Source organism: Phaeodactylibacter sp., from assembly GCF_040219495.1.
Classification (GTDB): Bacteria; Bacteroidota; Bacteroidia; order Chitinophagales; family Saprospiraceae; genus Phaeodactylibacter.
This window is the reverse complement of sequence record NZ_JAVJSK010000053.1, coordinates 1-25,633: the sequence shown is the minus strand read 5'-3', so window position 1 is coordinate 25,633 and position 25,633 is coordinate 1. Positions and strand designations below refer to the sequence as shown.

17 protein-coding genes and 1 pseudogene are annotated in these 25,633 nt (G+C 49.4%); 12 read left to right on the top strand and 6 right to left on the bottom strand.

The features are described from left to right. The first annotated feature begins 64 nt into the window (after positions 1-64). From RIC19_RS08125 to RIC19_RS08105, 5 genes are all read left to right on the top strand, one after another. Positions 65-1,390 carry a porin gene (locus RIC19_RS08125; protein ID WP_350177804.1) on the top strand — a complete coding sequence of 442 codons (1,326 nt, stop codon included), beginning with the start codon at positions 65-67 and terminating at the stop codon, positions 1,388-1,390. A 10-nt stretch (positions 1,391-1,400) separates the two neighbouring features. Continuing rightward, on the top strand, positions 1,401-2,498 hold the full coding sequence (locus RIC19_RS08120) for a sulfurtransferase (RefSeq protein ID WP_350177803.1): 1,098 nt from the start codon (positions 1,401-1,403) through the stop codon (positions 2,496-2,498). 220 nt (positions 2,499-2,718) lie between these two features. After that, positions 2,719-4,044: a sulfite oxidase gene (locus RIC19_RS08115; RefSeq protein WP_350177802.1), complete on the top strand. Its 1,326-nt coding sequence runs from the start codon at positions 2,719-2,721 to the stop codon at positions 4,042-4,044. Between the two features lie 4 nt (positions 4,045-4,048). After that, positions 4,049-4,579, top strand: coding sequence for a hypothetical protein (locus RIC19_RS08110; RefSeq protein ID WP_350177801.1), 531 nt, complete (start codon positions 4,049-4,051; stop codon positions 4,577-4,579). Positions 4,580-4,612: 33 nt separating this feature from the next. Beyond that, complete coding sequence (locus tag RIC19_RS08105) at positions 4,613-5,686, top strand: sterol desaturase family protein (RefSeq protein WP_350177800.1); 1,074 nt, start codon at positions 4,613-4,615, stop codon at positions 5,684-5,686. Positions 5,687-5,769: 83 nt separating this feature from the next. Here the strand turns inward: RIC19_RS08105 and RIC19_RS08100 are convergent, their stop codons facing one another. After that, entirely contained in the window at positions 5,770-6,201 is a 432-nt protein-coding gene (locus RIC19_RS08100) for a hypothetical protein (protein WP_350177799.1), read from the bottom strand. A gap of 178 nt (positions 6,202-6,379) precedes the next feature. On the opposite strand from RIC19_RS08100, the gene RIC19_RS08095 reads away from it, so the two are divergent. After that, positions 6,380-7,441, top strand: a complete 1,062-nt coding sequence (locus RIC19_RS08095; protein WP_350177798.1) for a proline iminopeptidase-family hydrolase — start codon at positions 6,380-6,382, stop codon at positions 7,439-7,441. Positions 7,442-7,496: 55 nt separating this feature from the next. Then, a complete protein-coding gene (locus RIC19_RS08090) occupies positions 7,497-9,353 on the top strand; it encodes a mucoidy inhibitor MuiA family protein (protein ID WP_350177797.1) in 1,857 nt (618 codons plus the stop codon). A gap of 7 nt (positions 9,354-9,360) precedes the next feature. Here the strand turns inward: RIC19_RS08090 and RIC19_RS08085 are convergent. The 3 genes and pseudogenes from RIC19_RS08085 to RIC19_RS08075 all read right to left on the bottom strand — a co-directional run bounded on the left by RIC19_RS08085 (position 9,361) and on the right by RIC19_RS08075 (position 10,663). Further along, a pseudogene (locus tag RIC19_RS08085) lies at positions 9,361-9,690 on the bottom strand (type II toxin-antitoxin system RelE/ParE family toxin). Continuing rightward, positions 9,680-9,886, bottom strand: a complete 207-nt coding sequence (locus RIC19_RS08080) for a hypothetical protein (RefSeq protein ID WP_044216022.1) — start codon at positions 9,884-9,886, stop codon at positions 9,680-9,682. Before RIC19_RS08080 ends, RIC19_RS08085 begins: the two are co-directional and overlap by 11 nt. Positions 9,887-9,952: 66 nt before the next feature. Next, positions 9,953-10,663 carry an SAM-dependent methyltransferase gene (locus RIC19_RS08075; RefSeq protein WP_350177796.1) on the bottom strand — a complete coding sequence of 237 codons (711 nt, stop codon included), beginning with the start codon at positions 10,661-10,663 and terminating at the stop codon, positions 9,953-9,955. A gap of 47 nt (positions 10,664-10,710) precedes the next feature. Between RIC19_RS08075 and RIC19_RS08070 the strand changes: the two genes are divergently transcribed. Continuing rightward, positions 10,711-11,295: a Uma2 family endonuclease gene (locus RIC19_RS08070; protein ID WP_350177795.1), complete on the top strand. Its 585-nt coding sequence runs from the start codon at positions 10,711-10,713 to the stop codon at positions 11,293-11,295. Continuing rightward, entirely contained in the window at positions 11,292-12,053 is a 762-nt protein-coding gene (locus tag RIC19_RS08065) for a segregation and condensation protein A (protein WP_350177794.1), read from the top strand. The genes RIC19_RS08070 and RIC19_RS08065 overlap by 4 nt, the downstream gene beginning before the upstream one ends. 192 nt (positions 12,054-12,245) lie before the next feature. On the opposite strand, the gene RIC19_RS08060 is transcribed toward RIC19_RS08065, so the two are convergent. Next, positions 12,246-12,791 carry a type 1 glutamine amidotransferase domain-containing protein gene (locus RIC19_RS08060; protein WP_350177793.1) on the bottom strand — a complete coding sequence of 182 codons (546 nt, stop codon included), beginning with the start codon at positions 12,789-12,791 and terminating at the stop codon, positions 12,246-12,248. 114 nt (positions 12,792-12,905) lie between these two features. Between RIC19_RS08060 and RIC19_RS08055 the strand changes: the two genes are divergently transcribed. Both RIC19_RS08055 and RIC19_RS08050 read left to right on the top strand, forming a co-directional pair. Beyond that, positions 12,906-13,742: a formate/nitrite transporter family protein gene (locus RIC19_RS08055; protein WP_350177792.1), complete on the top strand. Its 837-nt coding sequence runs from the start codon at positions 12,906-12,908 to the stop codon at positions 13,740-13,742. A 62-nt stretch (positions 13,743-13,804) separates the two neighbouring features. Continuing rightward, positions 13,805-14,383 carry a M23 family metallopeptidase gene (locus tag RIC19_RS08050; RefSeq protein WP_350177791.1) on the top strand — a complete coding sequence of 193 codons (579 nt, stop codon included), beginning with the start codon at positions 13,805-13,807 and terminating at the stop codon, positions 14,381-14,383. 64 nt (positions 14,384-14,447) lie between these two features. Here RIC19_RS08050 and ettA read toward each other — a convergent pair whose 3' ends face one another. Further along, the gene (gene ettA, locus RIC19_RS08045; RefSeq protein ID WP_350177790.1) at positions 14,448-16,127 is read right to left on the bottom strand and encodes an energy-dependent translational throttle protein EttA; all 1,680 of its coding nucleotides are present in this window, start codon (positions 16,125-16,127) and stop codon (positions 14,448-14,450) included. Positions 16,128-17,164: 1,037 nt separating this feature from the next. Between ettA and RIC19_RS08040 the strand changes: the two genes are divergently transcribed. After that, on the top strand, positions 17,165-25,633 hold an 8,469-nt coding region (locus RIC19_RS08040), incomplete at its 3' end, for a PKD domain-containing protein (protein WP_350177789.1).

The following is a 25,633-nucleotide window of genomic DNA, read 5'->3' as shown; positions in this document are numbered from 1 at the left end:
ACTTTTCTGCATGTTGTGCAGACTTTTGTAAATCAGAACATTAACCAAAACCAAATTTCAGTTGATGAAAGGCTTAACTTTTGGGTTAGTACTAATGTTGCTGCTTGTCACTTCGGTGTCTTTGCAGGCACAGGAGAAAAAGGAAACGGAAGAGCCCGTCCCGTTGAAGGAGATGTGGCTTAAGAAAAACGAAGACTTTAAGTTTAATATACGAATGATGGTACAGCTTTGGACGCTGTACACGATGGATCAGGAAGTATACAACGCTGAAACCGGCATTTACGAAGGGGTTGACGACCGTTTCAATACCAACTTACGCCGGGCGCGCCTTATCATGAGTGGGCAGCCTTATCCCCGCCTGAAGTACTCCCTGGCGATGTTCTATGATCTGGCGGGGCGCGATCTGCTCAGTGCGAGCGTGGGAGGCACTAATCCGGCTCAGCCCAACTTTGGGGTTTGGGATGGTTTTTTCCAGTATCAGCTTAGCAAAGGCAGTCAATCGGCCTGGCTGACCGGGGGCTGGTTCCGTCCGCAAATGCAGCGGGAGAGCATCACTTCCGGTTGGTCGGTCAACTCTTTTGAGAAGTCAATGTCTCAAAACTACCTGCGCCGCCACCTGGTAGGCACGGGCCCTGGCCGGGCTGCGGGGCTCAACATCGGCGGGTTGTTTCAGGGAGAGAAGGTCGGGCTCAATTACAACCTGGGTGTCTTCAACCCCTTGACTACAAGCCCGCTGGGGCAAACGGTGGGGCAGGAGTTTGCACCATTGATTGCCGGGCGGGCTGTACTTTACCTCGGTGACCCCGAACTGACGAAGTACAAGATTGGGTACGAAACGAACTTCTACAACAAGCGTAAGGGTGTTTCGCTGGATTTCAACGCTTCTTATCAGGGGCAGACGGACCTGTTTGAAGAGTCCATTGCCTTTGGCCCGGGTATGCTGTTGAACTGGGGCCCGCTCAACCTCGATGGGGAATGGATGTTTATGACGCGTTCAGGTACGCGCTCTGTGCTTGATGGTGGAGCCCGTGCTTTTGACTATACCTCCAATACCGGTCACGTACGTGTAGGCTACAACATCACTGTTGGCAAATACATGCTCGAGCCCGTATTCATGGTGATGCAATTTAACGGAGGAGAAACCGCTGAAGAACAGGCAGATGCTTCTGCTGTTGGTTCTTTCTCCGGTTCAGAGCAGACCTACGATGCAGGTGTAAACTTTTACCTGGACCGCCGTAACCTCAAGCTTATGCTCCACTACACCTGGCGCGATGGAGACCCCGGTGCTGCCGGCGATGGTGCCCGTGTCAATCAATTCTTCAGCCAAGGGGGCATCGGTGCAATACGCCGGGGCAATTGGCTAGGCCTGGGACTGCATGCCATTTTCTAAACCTTAACCAATGATTATCATGAAATTGTCACGTTTACACCATTCGGGCCTGCTCTTATTAGGCTTAACACTTACTTTTTTTGTATTTTCCTGCCAATCAGAAGCCAATTCCGAAACCCAGCAGGAAACCGTAGCTGCCGAAGAACAGGTAGATGAATCCCTAAGGTCATCTGTCAAAGCTAAGCACCTCGTGGAAACCGCTGATGTCAAGAAAATGTACGACGAAGGCAAAGCCTTTAAAGTCATAGAAATCAGCAAAAAGGATGCTTTTGAGAAAGGGCATCTGCCCGGCGCGGTCAACTTTTGGCGCCCGGACTACGAGGGAGAGGGCTACGAATACAGTGGCATGCGGGCTTCACCTGATGAAATGGCTGCGCTATTGGGCAGCAACGGCATCAGTGCTGATGACTACATCGTGATTTATGATACGAAAGGAAGCGTAGATGCCATTCGTTTCCTGTGGATACTGGACATGTACGGCCACGAAAAGCTGGCGGTAATGAACGGCGGAAAAGCGGCCTGGAAATCTGACGGCTTTGAGCTGACTACTGAGGCGGCAACGGTACAACCGGTACTTTATGCCTTCAATAATGCACCTGACTATACCCGGATGGCTAGCATAGAAGATGTGCTGGCGGCTATGAGTGATACCAATTATGTGCTGGTGGACACAAGAGAGCCTGAGGAATATCAGGGTGTCCCTTATGTAAGCAAAGGGGTGTGCTATCCTTATAAGAAAGGAGCTTTCACTTACGGCCGCATCCCCGGGTCGGTTCATCTGAACTGGTCTGATGCGGTTGATCTCAAAGGAGACCACCGTTTCAAATCGATCAGAGATTTGAAATACAATTTTGCTAAGGCAGGTATTACACCAGATAAGAAAATTATCGCTTACTGTCAATCTGGTGTCCGATCGGCACACACGACGTTTGTGCTGACTGAAATTCTGGGCTTCGAAAATGTCCAAAACTATGATGGGTCCTGGATTGAATGGAGCCATAACTATGTCAATCAGAAGAATGTAGCTATAGAGCGTGATATTGAAGACGCAGAGCACAGCAAGCGGCTGGCAGAGCTTGAAGCAGGGCTGAAAGCTGGTGGGGAGTAGAATTGCCGGTGCTACAAACCGGGCGTACAACTTGTCCGCTCAGGATTTTAGAGGAATTTCCGTTCAGGCTTTGTCTTGTGAATAAATGTAAATACTTTCATAAGCCAGCGGAAAAAGGTTTTCAACATGAGTAGTTTGACGGAAATAACCGGAACAGTTTCCTTTGAAGTGCCAAAATTGCGCTGTTTATTTTTTACCGTCATTTAATACAGTTTGACCAATGAAAAATCGCAAGAATAAAGTAGGCTTACATGAGCTTTATGCAAAAGACCCCATCGAAGCTGACCGAAAGCTCTGGGGCCGGGAGTCTGACCCCGAAACCCGCCGTGGTTTTCTGCGCAAAGGGGCCCTTTTGGCTATTGGAGCTGCGCTGGGCGCACCGATGGTATACGGCAAAAACTTCCCTGCGGGCATGATTCCTGCCGGGTTGGCACATGAAGATGCACCGTTCCAAATCCCAGGTAAGCACCCAGACCTGATCGTACTGAACGACCGCCCCTTAAATGTAGAAACTCCGGCACATTTGCTGGATGATAGGTTGACACCTGCCGATAAGTTTTTCATCCGGAACAACGGTATTCCGCCGGAGGAGTCAGAAATTGATGTAAATACCTGGACACTAACGATAGAGGGGGAATCCGTTCGCCAGAAAAAATCGTATACCATTCAGGAGCTCAAGGATAAGTTTGAGCACCACACCTACGAACTGACCCTCGAATGCGGGGGCAATGGCCGTGCTGAATTCAGCCCGCCTGCCAAGGGTAATCAGTGGGGGATAGGCGCTGTGGCTTGTGCATCCTGGACAGGAGTACGGCTCAAAGATGTCCTTAACGATGTAGGCATAAAAGGCGATGCCGTCTACATCGGTTACGAAGGCAAAGACCGCCATGTAAGCGGTAACCCGGAGAAGAAGCCGATTTCACGCGGGGTGCCTATGGAGAAAGCCATGCAGGAGGAGAGCATTCTTGCCTGGGCGATGAATGGTCAGGATATCCCTTACCAAAACGGGCACCCACTGCGGTTGATGTTTGGGGGGTGGCCGGCCTCGACCTCAGGTAAGTGGCTCACGAAGATCCTGGTGCGCAATAAGGTACACGATGGCCCAAAGATGGAAGCGCCTTCTTACCGGGTGCCTTGTAAGCCAGTAGCGCCTGGCACCAAAGTCAAAGACGAAGACATGTGCATCATTGAGAGTATGCCCGTGAAATCGGTCATCACCTACCCCAAAACCGGGGCGTCGTTGAAGCTGAGCCAGAAGCTTCCTATCCGCGGGCATGCCTGGGCAGGTGAGCTGAGTGTGGAGAAGATGGAATATTCCATAGATTTTGGATCCACCTGGATACCGGCAAAGCTGGAAGCACCGGCCAACCGGCTGGCCTGGCAGCATTTTAATGCAGAAGTCAGTTTCCCGGAAAAAGGCTACTATGAGGTATGGGCAAGGGCTACAGATAGCAAGGGAAAGGCACAGCCGATGATCTTGCCCGGCTGGAACCCTAAAGGCTACCTCAATAACGCTTGTCATAGAATCGCTGTAAAAGTAATCTGATATTATGTTGCAATTACCTGATCATTTAACTGAAAAGCAGAAGCAGGTCTACCGAAAGCGGTGGCTGGGTACTGTAAGCCTTATTGTGCAGACGGTGTCAGCTATCTTCTTTGCGGTCGTCGGCTTATTCCTTTTTGCGCTGTTCCAACCATCCCTCGTTGGTTGGTTTGGCCATCCTGAGCCGGTGGCTTTAGAGTCAGTTCAGCAGCGTATGGCGGAAAAAGAATCGGATCTGGACCGGGTCGAGAACGGCATCCACCTGGAGACCGGGCTGATCGCAGCCGAAGGCTGGGAAGTCGTCCGGGGAACCTGTACGGCATGCCACTCTGCTAAGTTGGTGACCCAAAACAAAGCCACACGCGATGGCTGGAAAAATATGATTGTATGGATGCAAGAAACACAGGGGCTGTGGGACCTGGGCGACCAGGAAAAGACCATTTTGGATTATCTGGCTGCCCATTACGCTCCGGAAGAGGCGAGCCGGCGTGCCAATTTGGACATAGATGCTATCGAGTGGTACATCCTTGATTTGTAATGTAATCTGTAAACTAAAAATTAACTTTTCGTCATGAAGTACTGGGATATATTCGTTGAGGGCTACAGTGGCTATGCAAGCTACCTGTGGTATGAGATCACCCACCCGGGGTGGCAAAATTATTTTTACTGGCTGCTCATTGTGTCGGCATTCTTCTTCTTACTGGAAGTGGTGACGCCCTGGCGCAAGGATCAACCAAAATTCAGGAAGGACTTCTGGTTGGATTTCTTCTATATGTTCTTCAACTTCTTCCTGTTTTCGCTCATCATCTACAATGCGGCCTCGGATGTGGTCGTCAATTTGTTCAATAACGGTATTAAAGCCATTACCGGAGGCTTTGACCTGCAGGCCAATAACCCGCTGAATGGCTCCGCGATGTGGCTCATTCTGCTGGTAGGCTTTTTGGTACGTGACTTCGTGCAGTGGTGGGTACACCGCTTGTTGCACCGCAGTGATACGCTCTGGGAGTTCCACAAAGTACACCACTCCGTGCAGCAGATGGGGTTTGCGGCTCACCTGCGTTACCACTGGGTAGAAAATGTGGTCTACCGGTCACTGGAATACATCCCGCTGGCTCTGCTTGGAATTGGCCTGTATGATTTCTTTATCATCCACATTTTTACGCTGGCTATCGGCCACTATAACCACTCCAATATTACGGTCCCTGGTTATGTGACTGGTGGTGTATTGGGCGCTTTGATTGGGCTGCTCATTGCTACTGGCGGATTTGATATCAACCTTTTGCAGGACCCATCCCTGGCTGCTCAGTTGGGTACAGTGGCTGCAAGTATAGCCGTGGGAGCATTTGCGCTTGGGCCATTTATGAAGAAAGTCTTCAACAGTCCGGAAATGCATATCTGGCACCATTCCTATGATCTTCCTGAAGAACATCGGTATGGTGTGAACTTTGGTATTTCACTGGCTTGCTGGGATTACATCTTTGGCACTGCTTACATCCCGTTCAATGGGCGGGATATTCGCCTGGGCTTTCCGGGAGTGGAGGAATTCCCTGAAGACTTTATCCACCAAAATATTCATGGTTTTGGTAGTGTGCACAAGGAAGAGCGTGTAGCTGAAAATGACTTGCCGGCTACGCCAGCCAAGTAAGGCGGCCCCTGTAAAGTAAAATGCCCGGAAGCAGTGTTGTTGCTGCTTTCCGGGCATTTTTTGTTTGGGGTTACACAGGGAGATTATTCATAATCAACACCGCAATCCGGCAGCTCAATAGCCTGGCGCAGGGACATACCATCGGATAAACGAGTAATGAATACCGTTGCAGAATTGCCGCAGACGCAGCCCGGAGTATAACTGTTGTGCCCACCATGGTTGCCGTCGATAGCCCACTTGAACGTGTAATTTTCCGGCTGGTCAATGATCACATTGAGGTTCACGCCCTCAAGGGTGCAGTAGTTCTTTTGTATTTCAAAGGTGAAGGCAGGTGCTTGTATATAGGCCTTGTCCTTCGGGGCATATTCCGCTTCAGCAAGATCCGAGTATTCAACAAGATTAGAAGTTGGTGCGGGAGCGAAAGACTCCTTTTCGCAGGAGGTCATAAGGCTAATAGCCAGGCAAAAAACAAGGACTGGAAACAAACGGGCGAAGGTGATCAGGTGATTCATCATGACTAAAGAATTTAAGATTGTTAGGTTAAAGTGTACAGCTCTTTTATTTAGGCGCATGGGAAAAGGATACCCTGTGGAGTTGTTTTTTTTTGTTCCTTCCATTCGAAGGGGTGTAAAACATCCGCTTTTATTCCCTGTTTACTCCCTATATCATTTGCGAATCAAAACAAACGACAAAATGAAAAACTTAACACTGCTATTGGGGCTGGCCCTACTATTTGGCTGCTCTCCGGCAAGCACTAATGAAACCGCTGAAGCATCCACCGAAACCGATGGTATCAACTATGAGGAATACCTGGACTACTCAGGCATGGAAGACAAAAACAGCGGTGGGGTAAGGCGCATCACCATCAATACGCCCTCCGGTGATTTCCAGGTGTGGACCAAGCGGGTAGGTAATAACCCCACCAAGAAAGTACTCCTGCTGCACGGTGGGCCAGGTGCTACTCACGAGTACTTTGAGGTTTTTGACAGCTATTTCCCTAAGGAGGGCATCGAGTATTACTACTATGATCAGTTGGGCTCTCATTTTAGTGATCAGCCGGAAGACACCTCGCTGTGGAATATCCCTCGCTTTGTGGAGGAAGTAGAGCAGGTGCGCCAGGCACTGGGGCTGAATAAAGACAACTTTTACATCCTCGGGCACAGCTGGGGCGGTATCCTGGGCATTGAGTATGCCCTGAAGTACCAGGAAAACCTCAAGGGGCTGATCATTTCCAATATGATGTCCTCGATCCCGGCATATGTGAAGTACGCGGAGGAAGAACTGGCACCTGGCCTGCCTGCGGATGCCCTGGCAGAAATCCGTGAGCTGGAGGCTGCTGGTCAGTACACCGATGAGCGCTATCTGGAATTGGTGGAAACGCATTACTACCCCAAGCACGTCCTGCGCATGCCCCTGGAGGAATGGCCTGACCCCGTCATCCGCGCACTGACCAACATCAACTACGGCATTTACCTCATGATGCAGGGGCCAAGTGAGTTTGGTGTGGTGGGTGATGCCACCCTGAAGGAATGGGATCGTACAGAGGACCTCGCTAAAATCACCGTGCCGACACTTTCTATAGGCGCGGAGTACGATACCATGGACCCCGAATTTATGGAGATGATGGCAGGTAAGTTGCCCAATGGCTCCTACCACTATTGTCCGGAAGGTGCCCACTGGGCCATGTACGATGATGCCGATAACTACTTCAAAGGTGTGATTGACTTCGTGAATGAGGTTGATGCCGCCAAATAATTAGCGTAGTTTTAGGGGGTGAAAGGCTTACTCACCCCCTAAAACTTTAACCGCTATGAAAACGATTTTTCTCTCCTTGATCCTGCTTTGTGCACTGAGCACCCTCTACGCTCAGTCCGGACTAACCGTTGATTCCAAAATTGAGCATGTCACCGTCTACCGGCAGGGAGCGCAGGTCACTCGCACTGCTACGGTCGATTTGCCGGAAGGGGAGACGCAGTTGTTATTCAAAAAGTTACCCTTCCAATTGCAGGAAGAAAGTTTGCAGTTGAAGATCGATCAGTCCGTCACCGTAGTCTCAATTGCGCAGGAAATTAATTACCTGAATGAAGAAGATTCAGATAGCCTGACCGTAGTCTTAAAGGAGGAGCAACTGGCCTTGAGAGACAGCCTGCAGGTATTGTCCAACCGGTCACAGGTTTATGTACGCGAGCGTGACCTGCTCCTGACAAACCAATCGCTGGGCGGCAATGATGGCGTATCGGTGGATGAACTGGAACGCGCCGCCGTATTGTACCGTACCCGGTTAATGGATATTGAGGGGCACCTACAGCGTATCCGGCAGCAATCGGTCGGGTATAAAAAGCAGATGGTCCGACTGGGCAATCAACTGCTGGAGCTAAACGCCAAATTAGAGGCTGATCCCGAAGTCATCGTCAAAGTCGTGGTGAATGCCCCAAAAGCCATACCGGCAGAAGTGGAACTTCAGTATGTGGTGCCCAAAGCTGGCTGGGACCCCTTCTACAATATCCGGGTAGAGGGTACGGAGCAACCGCTGACACTGGATTACAAAGCCAAAGTGTATCAGGATGCCGGGGAGGACTGGCCGAATACCCGCCTGACCCTGTCCACCGGCAATCCTACGGTGAGCAACGTGAAACCCGGGCTAAGCCCTTATTACCTTACCTTCAACAACTACTACGCACCCCCTGCCCGTCAGCCTGTGGCGAACCGTGGCCGCAGTCAGCGGGTGAGCGGGACTGTTCTGGACCAGGAAACCGGAGAGCCCCTGATTGGGGCATCAGTTCTGGTTGAAGGGACTACTATCGGAGCAGTGACGGATATGGAAGGGCGTTTTGAGTTGGAAATGCCCGCCGGACAGTCTGCACTGCTGGTCTCCTATGTCGGGTATGCTAATCAGCAGGTGGCGGTAAGAGGTAGCACTGTTAACGTGCGCCTAAGCTCGGAGGGCATGATGCTGGATGAGGTGATGGTTATGGGCATGGCTTCGGGTGTTAGGAGTAAGAAAGCCCGCCCAAAACCGGAAAAGCCTGCACCCGTCCCTATCGCTATCGAACAACGGGCTACTAGCACCGAATTCGAAATCGAACTCCCTTATACTATCCCGGCAGACCATCAGCCCTACGATGTACACATGGCCACCTACGAAGTCCCGGCAGATTATCACTACGCCCTTGTGCCTAAACTATCCAAAGAGGCTTACCTCATTGCCGAAATCACTGACTGGTCGCAGTATAGCCTGCTCGACGGAGACGCCAATCTGTTCTTCAAAGGCACCTATCAGGGCGATACTTACCTTGATATGGGGGCATTTGAGGACACTATTTCGTTGTCTGTTGGGCGGGACGAAGACATCATCGTCAAGCGGGAGCGTGTTCGGGACAAATCCAGCACCAGCTTCCTGGGCAGTAATAAAACCGTAGAGCGGAGCTGGAAAACCACTATCCGCAATACCAATAGCTATCCGGTGTCACTGCGGGTAGAAGATCAGTATCCCATACCCAAAGATGACGATATCAAGGTGGTCCAATTGGGGCATGAAGGCGGTAAGCTTGATGAGGCAACCAGGACGGTCACCTGGTCTTTCAACCTCCCGGCAGGTGCTACGGCTGAGCGCACGCTGAAGTACGCGGTACGCTACCCGAAAAAGCAGCGGTTGCTGGTGGATTGATGGAGGGCTAATCTTCGATGTAGCTCAGTAACTCCTCAAGTTCTTTATCCGATATGTTTGCTTTGTCTGATTTGTCGTAAATGGCAAGGAGGTATACGGATTGATCCAGCACTGTTACAAAAGTGATGACCCTGGCTCCACCAGATTTGCCCTTGCCTTTAGATTTGATTGCCACACGGATTTTATAGCAATTCTCAGCGATTAAAGTACCCGTTTGGGGTTTTTCACTTAGCAGGCTAACTTATTGGGTTAAGTCTGTTTTCAGAGAAGGGTACTTCTTAGCTAGTTTTTTTGCCTGACGCTCAAATACAGAAATAGTAAGTACATCATAGCTCATTTATGAAAGATTGGGCGACGTTAGCAGATTTTTTCCCGGCTCTAATATCTTTCAATTCTGAAACAGCCGCTTTCAGCTCACTGATAAGTGATGCTTTCTCTTCGCTAAGGGGCTCGGTACGCACATAGTTAAGTCCCTTTAGCACTTCTAAAAGGTGTATGGCCTTATCATCGTCAATGTCCAGTAGTACTTTCATTGTATTAATGTTGAACAGGTTCGCAAGATCTCTAAAATAATACAAAATCAAAAAAGTCATAGTTCCCTACTTCCCCACCAAAAAAATGGCCGGCCGCTTGTGCAAATCCGGCACCTCTGTCTTGCGCCACTGCGCAATGGTAAGGGTGCGCACATACTCGGTATGCAAGGTAAGGTCCGCCGCGATGCAAAACAGCATATCGGGCGAAAGGGTGTTGATGGCCATTTCAATCAGGCTCATATTCCGGTAGGGCGTTTCAATGAAAATCTGCGTCTGTGTATGCTTGAACACCCGCTGCTCCAGAAATTTGAGTTCTTTTTGCAGCTCTGGCTTTTTGGGCGGCAGGTAGCCGTGGAAGCAAAAGTTCTGACCGTTCATGCCGGAAGCCATCAGCCCCAGCAAAATAGATGATGGCCCAACGAGGGGCACCACCTCAATGCCCCGCTGATGTGCCGTTTGTACGACAATAGCGCCGGGGTCAGCGACGCCCGGGCAGCCGGCTTCGGAGAGGAGCCCGATGTCTTTGCCCTGTTCGGCATCGGCCAGGAAGCGCTGCCGGTCCTCCGGGGGCGTATGCTTGGTGATTTCGTAAAAAGTCAGCTCGCTGAACGGCTTTACCGGATCGGTAGCCTTGATAAACCGGCGGGCGGTCTTGGCACGCTCGGCAATGAAGATATCCAACCGGTGCAGGATATCAATGACGTGCTGCGGCAGGGTATGTACCGCCCCTTCGCCAAGCGGTGCGGGGATGAGATAGAGTTTTCCTTTGTTCGGCATGGCAACGCTAAAGTTGTTACTTTTGTAGAAATCCAAAAGTAGCGATAATGCCGCAACCTGAGAAATACCTGTCCGTCTCTGATTATCTTGCTGCTGAGGAGCAATCTTCGGTAAAGCAGGAATATCACAACGGCCTACTCGTGGATATGGCAGGTGGTTCCATCGACCATAACCGTATTGCCGGCAATATGTACTTTGAATTACGCAGTCGCCTACAAGATTCCTGTACGGTTTTTAACAGCGATCAAAAGGTATACCTGGATGCGGTTAATCATTTTGTTTACCCTGATGTGAGTGTAGTTTGCGGAGAGTTAGTATCTCAAAATCAGGCGATCTTAAACCCTGTTCTGATTGTGGAAGTGCTCTCAGAAGGGACTTCAGCTTATGACCGGGGCGCAAAATTCAGAAAGTACCGGACCCTGCCTGCTTTTCAGGAATACCTGCTCATTGATCAGGATCAACCTGTTGTTGATGCGCTTTTTCGCGAAAGCAAAGACTATTGGCGCATGCAGACGATCATAGGGCTTGACAGAGAGGTTCCCGTACATAGCCTGGGCATCCGCATTCCAATGCAGGCAATCTACAGGGGCTTGGATAGCTTAATGGAGCCCCAAATACCATTTGACTTATGAGCGATACTTCCTACACCATAAAATTGCCTCAGTTCGAGGGCCCTTTTGACCTGTTATTGTTCTTCATTGAGCGGGACGAGCTGGATATCAATGATATTCCTATCGCCAAAATCACCGACGATTTCCTGGCCTACATCCGGCAAATGGAAGAGATGAATATTGATCTCGCCAGTGAATTTATCCTGGTGGCCGCTACCCTTTGCCGCATCAAAGCAAAAATGCTCATCCCCCGCAAGCCGGTGGACGAGGAAGGTAACGAAATTGACCCCCGGGAAGAGCTCGTACAGCGCCTTATCGAATACAAACGCGTCAAAAGCGTACTGGAGGAAATGCGGCAGATGGAGGCCCGGCGCGCTAAGCAGTCCTACCGGGGCAATGTTGCCAAAGAACTGCATAGCATTGCCACCAAAGCCCTGGTAGATGCGGAGCTGGAGTCCGTTACACTCTTCAAGCTGCTTCGTGCCTTTGAGCGTATCGTGGAGCGTTTTGAGTATGCCAACCCCAAGACGATACACCAGATTGTACAGTTCAGTTACACCATAGAAGGGCAGCAGGAACACATCTTCTCCCAGATTCAGGGTGGGCATCGTGCCACTTTTACTGAGGTTTTCAGCGCCTGCCGCAATCGGATCCACGCTATCGTTACTTTTCTGGCCCTGCTGGAATTGCTTAACTTACAGGAAATACGCATTACGGTAGGGCTGGGCTACAATAACTTTTGGGTGGAGGAATACCGGGCATCGGAGGAAGAAGAGTAGTCATTAGTGCGTGCAAACCTGGTCTGGGGATACATTATCTGTATTAATGAGATTGATCCTTCCCGGAGCTAAGGAGGTGTTGTTTGGGCGTAAAATAGGAAAGGGGCACTCCATGCGCATGGAGTGCCCCTTTCTGATAAATTTAAGATTTTTTTCAAAAAGTCAACCCTAAACGGAAGAACTGCTCGGCGTTTAATTAAGCAATTGCTCGATAAATCTATGGCTGAATGCGTCAAGGTCGCCTGGATTTCGGCTGGTGGTGATGAGCCCATCTGTCACAACCTCTTCATTAACCCAGTTTGCCCCGGCGTTTTCCAGGTCGGTACGTATGGACTCGAAGGAAGTCACCGTGCGGACGTTTACCAAGTCTGCTTCAATAAGCAGCCATGGCGCATGGCAGATTGCTGCAATCGGTTTGTTTAGCTCCGCAAAGCCTTTAATGAAGTCAATCACGTGCGGGTACCGGCGGAGCTTGTCCGGGTTCATCACGCCACCGGGTAAAACCAGACCGGTGTATTCTGCCGGATTGGCGCGGTCCACAGCAATATCCACATGAACGGGAGTGAACGCCCAGTTGCCTTTTTCCCAGCCTCTGATTTGTCCTTCTGAAAGGCTGATGATGTGTACCGTCGACCCTTCCGAAATTAAGGCTTTCATAGGCTCCTGCAACTCAGATTGCTCAAATCCATCTGTTGCCAGAATGGCAACTTTGTTGTCGTTTAGTTTCCGGTTGTTCATGGTTCAAAATTTACCCTTCAACGATAAGTGCCGGGCTATGTTTACTCCTGATTTTTGAGTTCGAACATCAATTGTGCTTTCTGCGCTCTATTATAGTACACCAACACTAATAATGTGAACAGGAAACTATTGCGTAGGGATAAAAGGAAAGAAAAAATCAAGAAGGAATCGCAGGAAACAGTGACCCGGCCAAAGTCGATGGAGCGGATTGTCAAAGAACAGATAGAAGAGAGCATGGAGGAGTACCGCCGAAGTAACAAGGCGCTGTTCCTTTCTGCATTGACGGCGGGACTGGACCTAGGCTTCAGCCTACTTGTCATTGGTGTATTGTACACCATGTTTAGTGACCAGCTGTCTGTTGAAGTAATGCAGGTGGTGCTGGCACTAGCCTATCCCATTGGATTTATTTTTGTCATCCTTGGGCGCTCGGCCCTGTTTACAGAGCACACGACCCTTGCCGTACTGCCGGTACTCAATGGGCGGGAGTCGCTCAAAGATCTGAGCAGGATATGGGGGATCATTTACATCGGCAACCTTATCGGCGGCTATATCATTGGTGCGGCGATTGCTTATGTTGGCCCCCGGTTGGGATTGGTGACTTACGATTCGCTGGAGGCCATTGCCAAACATCTCATCGACTATTCCGCCCCCCTGATACTGGTCAGTGCCATCCTGGCAGGCTGGCTCATGGGGCTGGTATCCTGGCTGGCGACTTCTTCTAAGGAGACGATTGCACGGATTGTCGTGGTGATTATCGTCACCGCAGTCATCGGTCTTGGCGGTCTTCACCACAGTATCGTCGGCTCCACGGAAGTCTTTGCCGGGTTGTTGTCTTCTGATGAAATCAGCCTGTCTGATTATTTTGTGACCCAGTTCTGGTCTACCATTGGCAATATTATAGGTGGGGTGTTCTTTGTCTCCATCTTGAAATACCAAGTCACTCAGGATTAAAGCAGTAGGTCCTGTTCGCCTTTTTCGCAATAATCCGGCTCCTAAAACAGTTATGTCGGTCTATGAATTGGGAAAATCTTAAGCTTCCGATGTACTTCCTGCTGTTGCTCCTGGCTTTCGGCCCGCTCATTTACATGGGCAGCGGTAGCCGTTATGAGCATCAGGTTGAAACAGCTGTGCATGAGTACGTAGTGCAGGTCGCTCAGAGTAGCGGCCGTCAGCCTGAAAATGTGCTTGCAGGCAACCACCCCTTCCTCTTCCCAGTAGCCAATAAGAGCCCGCGCCACATCATTTCCAGGTTCGGTGATGCCCGTGGTCGCCGTAAGCATCAAGGCATTGATATCAAGGCAGACCAAGGCACGCCTGTGCTAGCCATCGCAAAAGGGACGATTGAGCGGGTAAAGAATGGTGGTAATGGGGGCAAGCAAATCTGGCTGCGGCTCCGGGATAGTACGATGGTCTTTTACGCCCACCTCGACGAGCAATGGGTAGAAGCCGGGGAAGAGATCAATGCAGGGCAGGCTATCGGTAGTGTGGGAAATACAGGTAATGCCCGGCATACCACCCCTCATCTGCACTTCGAGATTATATTGCCTGATAAGGGAGAAGTTGACCCTGCTCAATTCTACGAAGGGGTATAAAAAAGTAAAAGACGCTCCGGTCATCTTTCCGAAGCGTCTTCGCTGCACCTTTCACTACTTTAAATTACCGGTTAATCACATTCTTAAACCGGGGCCGCTTAGGCTTCTTGTCACCCTGCTCTTCCTTCTTCTTCGCTTCAAACTGAGAGTAATTGCCTTCAAAGAAAACGGGTTCCTCGTCGTAGTCGAAGGAAAGGATATGCGTGGCCAGGCGGTCAATGAACCAGCGGTCGTGCGAAATGACCAGGACGCAACCGGCAAAATTGTCCAGCGCATCCTCCAATGCCCGCAGGGTATTCACATCAATATCATTGGTTGGCTCATCCAGCAGGAGCACATTGCCTCCTTCCTTGAGCGTCATTGCCAGGTGCACCCGGTTGCGTTCTCCACCGGAGAGGACGCCCAGCTTTTTCTGCTGGTCCTGACCCGTAAAGTTGAAGCGGCTGATGTACGCCCGGGCATTCATGGTATGGGCACCAATTTCCAGGATTTCGTTGCCGTCTGAAATGGCTTCGTGAACCGTCTTCTCATTGTCCTGCAGGTCCTCATGGCTTTGGTCTACGTAAGATAGGTCTACGGTATTGCCAATGACCACTTCTCCCTCATCAGGTGCTTCATGCCCCATGATGGTCCGGAATAGGGTGGACTTACCGGCGCCATTGGGACCGATGATGCCGACTACGGCATTGCGGGGAATATCCAGGTTTAGGTTCTCAAATATTGTCCGATCGCCGTACCTTTTGGTTACGCCTTTCAGCTCAATGACCTTATCGCCCAGGCGCTGCCCGGGAGGGATATACAGCTCCAGTTTGGCTTCCTGTTCTTTACCACTTTCGCTGGCCAGCTTGTCATAGGCATTCAGACGGGCTTTGCCTTTTGCCTGACGCGCTTTGGGCGCCATCTTGATCCAGTCCAGCTCACGCTGCAGGGTCTTTCGACGCTTGCTTTCTGTCTTTTCCTCTTGCTCCAGGCGCTTGGCTTTTTGCTCCAGCCAGGAGGAATAGTTCCCTTTCCATGGAATGCCCTCGCCCCGGTCCAATTCGAGTATCCAGCCCGCAACGTTGTCGAGGAAGTAACGGTCGTGGGTCACCGCAATGACGGTGCCGGGGAAGTTTTGGAGGTATTGCTCCAGCCAGTCCACCGATTCCGCATCGAGGTGGTTAGTAGGCTCATCGAGGAGCAGGATATCCGGGTTACTTAGCAGCAGGCGGGCAAGGGCTACACGGCGGCGTTCACCACCCGAGAGCACATTGACCGGTGCATCATCGGGCGGGCAGCGCAGGGCTTCCATCGCGGTATCGATACGATTGTCCAGTTCCCATGCATTTTGGTGCTCTAGCTGCTCCATCATCTCTCCCTGCTGTTCGATGAGCTTGTTCATCTCATCGTCGCTCATAGGCTCTGAGAACTTCAGGTTAATGGCCTCGTAGGCTTTGAGCAGATCAACAATATCCTGTACGCCTTCTTCCACCACTTCGCGTACGGTCTTGTCCGGGTCAAGCTCTGGCTCCTGTTCCAGCATACCAATTTTGTAGGAGCCATCGAAGCTAATCTTACCCTCGTAGTTTTCATCCTTGCCCGCAATTAATTTAAGCAAGGTAGATTTACCGGAGCCATTGAGTCCCAGCACACCAATCTTGGCGCCATAGAAGAAGCTCAGCCAGATATTATTAAGTACTTTCCTGGAAGGAGGGAAGGTCTTGGAAACCCCTTCCATGGAAAAAATGATTTTTTCGTCAGACATTAGGTGGTTTTTAAGTTGAGCGGATAAAGATAGCAGAACAGTTGGGTTAAGCAAAGCTTGGGCATCCTTCAATATCGTTCTGTTCTACTCAGGACTGGTTCCTAAAACGGTCTGTATCCTCTGCAAATAGCGTAAAATCTGTTGAGGGTTTTGATCGATTACATCGCTAAAAGGGCTTTAAGTGTAGACTAAAGTGCAGGGTGTTAAGCTATCGGAGGGAAGTATTGTAGTTTATGGTTTACAACATTGTGATTTCGTCGTTCTTTGGCGACATCCAGGATTTAATGTGTTATAAATCAGATTTTTATGGTTGTATGTAGAGTTTCTGTATCAGGTTGCAATCCCCGATTGGTGAATTTTATCGGAGACTTCTTTTTATAATGTGCAACCTTGTTATAACAATAGCCGTACGATGTGTCTAACAGATGTTTTTCATCAGGGTTTCTAATGGGAAGCAATAAAAAACCATAGAGAAAAGAACAATATGTTATGGTTTTTAAGTTAAATTTGCACTTACGATAAACTATAGGTTTAATAGCTTAAGTATTTTTAGACCTTACACTACAACAACCTCACAAAGCTAAGTTTTGGATTCTTAATGATGTCCTTGCTGACCATCAGCTTTCATCATCAGACCTACCCAAACTTCAATCCCAATCCCTGCAATACACAATTTTGCAGCGCTCTAAATTAATTCGGAAGTAATCAAAATCAGTTTGGAGCTTTGTTATTTTTTAAGCAGGTAAATTGAGATGCAGACTACAGCTGCGTTTACTTTGATTAATGTTCGTTGTAGTTCGTTGTTGTTTGGGGCGTTCTAATTGATTGAGTTTGATGTTCCGGTAAGGAAAGATCATAATCGACTGAACATGAACAATTGCACAAAGACCTCGGGAAAGGGTAAACAGACAACTGCTGCCGTTAAGCAAAAAGGAAATATTCCTCCTGCTCCGTTCAGCGCTCGTCGTGGCTCTTACGACTGCTCACCTGGCGGTTACACAAACCATTTCATTTGGCAGGCTGCTTTCTTTTGTGGTATGCTATTCCTTCTTGCCAGCACTCAGCTTTCTGCTCAAAACTGTACCGTGAATGCAGGTATTAACCGGACTTTCTGTGCCACCGATGAAATTCGATTGTTTGGGCAGATACAAGGATCTGTAGATCCGAGTGCTCCAGTATGGAGCCAAATTTCAGGCCCTAGTGTATTGATTGACGACCCTTCAGCATTGAGCCCCCAAATTATTGGGGTGCTGAGTAGCAGTACTTATATGTTTCGCCTACAGAAAAGATGCCTGGACGGATCGTTGGTATTTGATGATGTAACATATACGATTTCAGCTACTCCTGAAGCTACTGCAACGGGAGGAGGGCCAGCAGCCTGTCCGGGCGGCGGTAGTGCTACCCTTTCCGGGAACACACCAGCGTCTGGCGAAACCGGATTGTGGACCGGTGGTGGCGCGGGAGTTGTCCTCAGTGATGCCAACGATCCAAACCCTTCGATAACGCTCACGGAAGGCGCAGGAGGTACGGCTAATTTCGTTTGGACCGTTACGGATGATGTTTCGGGATGTACGGCTTCTTCAGAGGCTATTGCGATTACGAACTGTGGTGGTGTGAGTACAGTAACGGCAGGTCCCGACCAGACCTTGAATAATTGTTTTTTGTTGACTACGGCAACTTCGCTCTCAGGTTCAGCAATTGGATTAGCATCCTGCGGGCAGTCCGGGCAATGGTCTGTTGTAAGCGGTCCAAATATTCCTACCTTTTCTTCGCCAACGACATCGAGTACTTCTGTTTCCAATCTGATAGAAGGTACCTATTTGTTTCGCTATGATGTGGATGGTCCTTGTGCGAGTGGTAGTGATTTCGTTCAGGTTACCGTACCAAAACCCGTTGGTCCTTCAACTCCAGCGAGCGCATTTGCGCCAGCAGGAAATGCTTACTGTGTAGCTGTTGATGCCGTCATCTTGCAAGGTAATCTGCCTATCTATTCTGGTGAGGTAGTAGAATGGGTACAACTATCCGGACCATCCATGTCTACGATTGTCAGCCCCAATACCCAGGTAACAGAAGTTACAAATTTTGTTCCGGGCACCTATACCTATCAATACACCATCACCAATCCTGTGACCGGGTGTACCAGCAGTGCCAATGTTTCCATATCTATTGGGGATAATCCGACTCTTGATATTACCGATGTAGGCCCTATTTCGCTTAGCTGCGGACAGACTTCTGTACCTATCAACTATACGGCTTCGGGTTTGGGAGGTACAACATGGAGATTTCTGGACCGCCCAATCGGGACTACTCCCTCTCCTTATTCCTCGGTAAGCAGCAGTTCCCCATTCACCGTTACAGGACTAGGGGTGGGAGGAACTTATGTGATTGAATTCCGGAGGTCAGCAGGTACTAATACGGGCTGTACTGCTAGTACAGATCAAATTACAGTAGTCTCTTCCGGAGAGTCGACATTGTCAAATGCCGGAACGGATCAGTTGCTGGCTTGTAACATTACTAGTACCATGCTGGCCGGTAATGACCCCCTTATCGAAGGGTCACAGTTTATAGGAACCTGGTCACAGGTAAGCGGGCCGAATACAGCTTCTATTGTAGATGCAAATGACTTTGGCACGGATATCTCCGGCCTGATACCCGGGCAGTATGTCTTTAGGTGGACGATAACGAACGGTGCCCTGTGCCCACCTGCTCAGGATGATGTTATTGTCAGAGTCGCAAACATTGATCCGCAATCAGTGGATGCAGGTCTTGACCAAACAGTATGCTTTGGGACTCCGATTCAGTTGGATGCCAGCACTGCTCAGCTGAATGAAATAGGAACCTGGAGTGTCAGCCCCTCTGCAGGTGTAGTGTTTTCGGATATAAATGACCCTAATGCTACTGTTACAGGATTGAGTATCACAACGGTCTATACATTTACCTGGTCGGTTCAGAACTCCTGTAATACTATTACTGATGATGTCCTGGTCTCAACTACTGGGACTCAGGGACCAATACAAGCTGATGCGGGTGATGATCAATGTATTGGGACAGCGGGCACTATCACCAATCTGGCGGGTAACAACCCGAGTGGAGGTACAGGGACATGGACATTTCTACCCGCTGTAAGTGATCCCATAACCATCACTGTCCCGACTATAACCAGCCCAAACGACCCCAATACCTCCATTACAGGATTAACCGATCTGGGGACCTATGCCTTTCAATGGGAAATTGCAAGAGGCTCAGGTTGCGAGGCAACCTTAGACACGGTTTTAGTGACCCGGGATAATGACATTACGGAGGCCGATGCAGGTCCGGATAAGGGGATTTGTGGAACCTCAACGACGCTGGAAGGGAACACTCCAACGGTTGGTATGGGTACCTGGACGCAATTGTCCGGACCTACCGTTGCTTCAATTGTAGATGAAAATCTGGCAACAACAACGGTTGAAAATCTATTGGTGAACACCACCTATTTTTTCATCTGGACCATAGAAAACGGGGGGTGCGAACCTTCCAGAGATACCGTGGGCATCGCCACCTCTTCCCAACCGGAGCTTGCAGACGCTGGGGATGACATTGGAATATGTGGGGCTTCCTCCACAACTTTAGCTGCCAATGTGGTTGCAGACGGCTACTGGACCGTTATTTCTGGCCCCAATACACCCTCATTTAGTGATAACACATCCCCAACGGCAACGATTAGCAATTTGGTTTTCGGAACTTATATCTTGCAATGGAATAGCCAGGCTGGTGGTTTTTGCCCTATCGAAACCGACCAGATGGAGCTTGAAGTGGTACCCAGTGCCAATGCAGGCAGCGATCAGGATTTTTGTGAGCTGGTGACCAACGTGAATTTGTCGGGTAATAGTGCCAGTACGGGCACCTGGTCGTTCGTAAGTGGACCCAATACGCCTACCGTGACAGCCACCGGTGTTGGAGGCAATACCGCTATCGCAAGTGGTTTGATTGAAGGAGTTTACGTTTTCGAGTACACCATAAATACAACTTTGGGGAATGGTACGGATTGTATGTCCAGTGATCAGATGACCGTATCAATATTTGATGTGCCTTCAGCTGCCAATGCAGGTACAGACCAAGAGCTCTGTGACGAGACTACTTTCAATTTAGATGCGGCTGTGCCGGCGATGGGCACAGGGATGTGGACAGTGGCCTCCACAAGTCCTGCTGGGCTGTCAGGTACATTCACCGATGCAACTGACCCTGCCACGACATTTACAGGGGCAGAACCCGGAGTCTATATTTTTCAATGGGAGGTGGCAACCGGGGAGTGTTCAGGATCCGATTTAGTCCGCATTGATAATTATGATAACCCCACTCCATCAAATGCTGGAAACGCTTTTGATAATTGTGGATTTACTGCCCAATTAGCCGGTAATACGCCTATCGTTGGATTGGGCGAATGGACTGTTATATCCACGCCGATAGGTGCGCCTACCCCAAATATTCTAAACCCAATATTGTCCAATACACTGGTCACCAACCTCGTAACAGGTGATTATACTTTCCGTTGGACCATCACCAGCGGTCCGGTTTGTGTCCCAAGTGAAGATGATGTGGTGGTTACGGTCATCGAGAATCCTACTCAGCCGATAGCCAATGATATCAATATTTGTCCTGATCCTATTCCCACCACCGCTGCTCTTCAGGGGAATGCAATAGCAGTCGGAACAGGGACTTGGTCTGTAGCCAGTCAGCCCATGGGCTCTGGGGTTATCGGTTTCGATGATGTGAACGACCCTACCACGAATGCCACTAATCTCGAGTATGGTACCTATGAGTTGGTTTGGTCTGCAGATAACTTGGGCTGTATTTTGACAGATACCGCTACAATTCTCGTCTCAGAGCCTCCTACTCCTGCTGATGTTACTGGCTCTGCCATTGAATTCTGCGAATTTGACCAAATCAATCTAGTAGGAAATACTCCAACGGTAGGTACAGTACAGTGGAGTTTTACTTCCAAGCCTCCGGGGTCACCCAATCCATTTTTCCTTAACCCAAACTCACCCGAGACAAGGGTAATCAATACGGTGACAGGTCAGTATACTTTTGTTTATACCATTTCGGCTCCGGGCTGCCCAGACGAAACGGCAGTTTTAAATATTGAGATTTTCCCGGAAGCCAATCTGGCCGTAATTGCTGGTGGAAGCCAAGCTCTTTGCGAGAACGAGTTGCCTTTTGCTATCTCCGGAAGTGCACCTCAGGCTGGAGAAACCGGTACCTGGAGGTCTATTCCTGCGCTTAGTGACGGAACCGCTACCTTTTCAGATCCTAATGCTGCAAACACTACAATTACTGCCTTTGATGTAGTTAGTGGGACCAGTACTTACGCGATTGAGTGGACAATCTCCACTGGGACCACATTGTGTGACTCGAGAGATACGGTGTACTTGACGGTATGGCAAGAACCTTCAACCTCTGTTACAGCAGCAGACTACGAGGACTGCGCCGCCACAACATTAAATCTGGATGCTAATACCCCAACAGTAGGGACAGGGCTTTGGACCCGGGTAAGCGGTCCGAATACGCCTTCTATCACCGCACCGTTCAGCCCCAATACCACAATTACGGGTGCCATTCCCGGCGTTTATGTTTATCGTTGGACGATTTCAAGTGGCCCTGCCTGTACAGCGAGTACAGATGATATTACAATTACGAATTATGAAGTACTAGGTCGGTCCGGCGATAATGCCCAAACCGTATGTGATGGTGCTACTCCAACATTATCCGCAGGCGCGATTGGAGGCAATGGGAACTACACTTATCAGTGGCAACAAGCGGATACTGATTGCAATGGTACCTGGACGGATGTTGTCGGTGAAACCGGCGCGACTTATACCACACCTGCCTTAGCTGCAGTAACCGGATCCTATTTTTATCGGGTAATTATCAGCGACGATGGTCCTTGCACTGACTTTACCTCCAATTGTATTACAGTGACCGCAGTAGAGGACCCAAGTGTTACAGTTGATCCTGTCAATGATAATATTTGCGTAGGCGGTACGGCCCAATTTAGTGTTACAGCTACCGGAGGAACCCCAATCTTAACTTACCAATGGCAATATGATAATGGAGGAACATGGGAAAATGTTACCAATGGCTCTCCTACAGGTGCAAGCTATACGGGTACTACGACAACGAATTTGGCAGTTAGTACTGACGGTACAACTGCAGTCGGAACCTATGACTATCGCGTACTTGTAAATGCTAGTGGATTGGACTGTGATCAAGCGATTTCAGCAATTGCTATGATGGAAGTTTTTGCGGATCCGACGATTTCAGTGCAGCCCATGGGTGATGAAATTTGCCCAGGTGAAACTTATAATTTGGGCGTAACAGCTGCAGGAACAGCTCCCGGAGCTCTTGCGTATCAGTGGGAATATAATAATGGGGGCACTTGGGAAAATGTATCCAATGGTACTCCTGGTGGTGTTACCTATACAGGAGCTACAACTGATGCACTAGATGTCATAACAACGAACGCCACTACTCCTGGTAACTACGAATATCGTGCGGTGATTACGCAGGCAGAATCAGGTTGTGAAACGATTTCTGACGAAGTCACGGTGCAGGTTAATCCTATTCCTGAAATCACCAGCGATGCCTCGGATTTGATTTGCGATGGCGACAATGTAAACTACACGATTACTTCAGATGTCGCGATGACTACCTATGAATGGAGCGGGTCAGTTACCTCCGGTTTAGTTACAGGAGTATCAACCACGACACAAACTACATCCAGTATTAATGATGTTTTGGATAATACGGGCTCGACAGAAGCTGTCGTTACTTATACGATTACGCCCACTGGACCAGGTCCTACAAATTGCGTAGGTGCACCGTTTGATTTTGTAGTCACGGTAGAACCCACTCCGGAGGTGAATGCCAACAGCACAGCAGTTATTTGTGATGGCGGTGATACGGATATCGTCCTGGATGATAATGGTGTTGTGGGAAGTGTGGCGACCACCTATACCTGGACAGCAGCCGTTACAACCGCTCCTGATGGAGGGGCTTTGACTGGATTTTCTGACGGATCAGGTGCCAGTATCACTCAGACCCTAACAAATACCGGGACGAACCAAGGAGTGGTCACCTATACCATTACTCCATTTATAGGCACCTGCGCGGGTTCCGCCATCACCGTAGACGTAACCGTTAACCCAAGCGGTCAGGTGAATGACCCGGCCAATGATGTAGTTTGTGTAGGCGATAATGTGCCAGAGCTTGTGCTTACGACGAATAATGACGAGATAAACGGAACCACTACCTATTCCTGGGCGAACAATAATACTGCCATAGGTTTAGGGGGGGCAGGTACCGGAAATGTTCCCGCATTTACGACAACGAACACGGGGACAACACCAATCACAGGGACGATAACCATTACGCCTACCTATACAGAAGACGGGGTGTCTTGTGTGGGTCCTACTCAGAATTATACTGTGACGGTAAACCCATTAGGTCAGGTGGATGACCCTGCTGACCAGGTCGTTTGTGAGGGTGATTTGACGACAGTGAATTTCATAACCCAAAATAGTGGGGGAACAACATCTTATGCCTGGACCAATGATAACACGGACATCGGGCTTGGAGCTAGCGGAACGGGTAATATTTCGTTTACGGCTACCAATACAGGAACTGAACCCATTATAGCCAATTTAGTGGTAACCCCTACATTTGAAAACGCTGGGGAATCTTGTACAGGTACTCCTCAAAACTTTACCATAACAGTCAATCCGGATGGTCAGGTTGATATTATTGCTGATCAAAGGGTTTGTAATGGAAATCCAACAGCTGAGGTTGTCTTTTCTACCCAAAATACGGTAGGTACAACCACCTATTCTTGGACAAATAATCTTCCATCTATTGGATTGGCCGCTAGTGGTACTGGTCCGACTATTCCGTCTTTCAATGTTGTAAATTCAGGAAATACCATTGTAACAGCAACCATTACGGTCACGCCCACTTTTGAGAATGGCGGACAGAGCTGTGAAGGGGCCAGTACACAATTTGATATAGTAGTTGATCCAACTCCCGCTGCGACGAGCCCGGGCAGTGAGACGATATGCCACAATAGTATACCTGCTTTGAGTGTTGATGTTACAGCCATTGACGGTGGGAACTATGTTGTAAGCGCGATTAGCAATCCTGGAGTAGTAGGAGGCATTGCAGGTACTGCGCCCTATACGAACGTGGATGGCGCCCCTGTAGAGACAGGCACCTTAACGAATACGACGAGTACGAACCAGACTGTAACCTATACAATCCAGCCATACACAAACGGGCCAAATGGAGTAGACGATAATGCGACAGGAGATGACTGTTTAGGGACACCATTTGATGTAGATATCATTGTAGAGCCAGAACCATCAGCATCAGCGAGTGCAGGCACCGAGGTGATATGCGGGAGTACAGCGCCTACGGTCACAGTAGATGTAACTGCATTAGATGGTAATAATTATCAAGTTAGTGCTATTGATAATCTTGGTGGTGTGACGGGTGTATCAACCGCCCCCTATACTCGAGCGGATGGAGCTACTATAGAGCCGAATAATTTGACAAATAGTACAAGTACGACACAGACTGTTACATATGAAATTACCCCATATACCTATGGGACAAATCAGGTAGATGATAATGGTGAAGGAGATGATTGTTTGGGAACACCTTTTGATATTACCATAGAAGTAGAGCCTACCCCGGAAGCGAACCCAAGCGCAGTAGAAGAGACGATATGTCATAATAGTAATTCAACGATTACAGTTGATGTTACAGCAATAAATGGTACCGACTATTTGGTAAGTTCGGTCAGCAACCCCGGTAATGTCGGAGGTGTCACAACGGCACCGTATACCCGGGCAGATGGGTCCGTGGTAGAGCCTGTTACGCTGACGAATACGACCGCCTTGACCCAGACAGTGACCTATACTGTGAGAGCATATACTTTTGGCCCTGATGGCATAGATAATGATGGAACCGGGGATGACTGCCTGGGCGCTCCGTTCGACATAGCGGTCGAAGTAGAGCCAGACCCTGCAGCGACAGCAAGTGCAGTAAGCGAAACAATATGCCATGGCAGCGCCCCGAATATCACAATAGATGTTACAGCGCTGGATGGGAACCGGTACCTTGTAAGCGCCATCAGTAACCCAGATGGAGTAGCAGGAGTCTCAACCTCTGGATATACCCGTGCTGATGGTGAGACAATAGAGCCAAATACGCTGACCAATACGAGCATGACCAATATGACCCAAACGGTGACTTATACGATTACCCCCTATATCTATGGTCCTGACGGAGCAGATAACAGTGGCGGGGGCGATGACTGCGAGGGCACGCCATTTGATGTAACGGTGACAGTAGACCCAGAGCCTGAAGCTGCCCCAAGTGCACTGTCAGAGATTATCTGTACGGGCACAGCGCCATTGACTACAGTAGATGTAACCGCAATAAGCGGCGACCGTTTTCTGGTCAATGCGGTT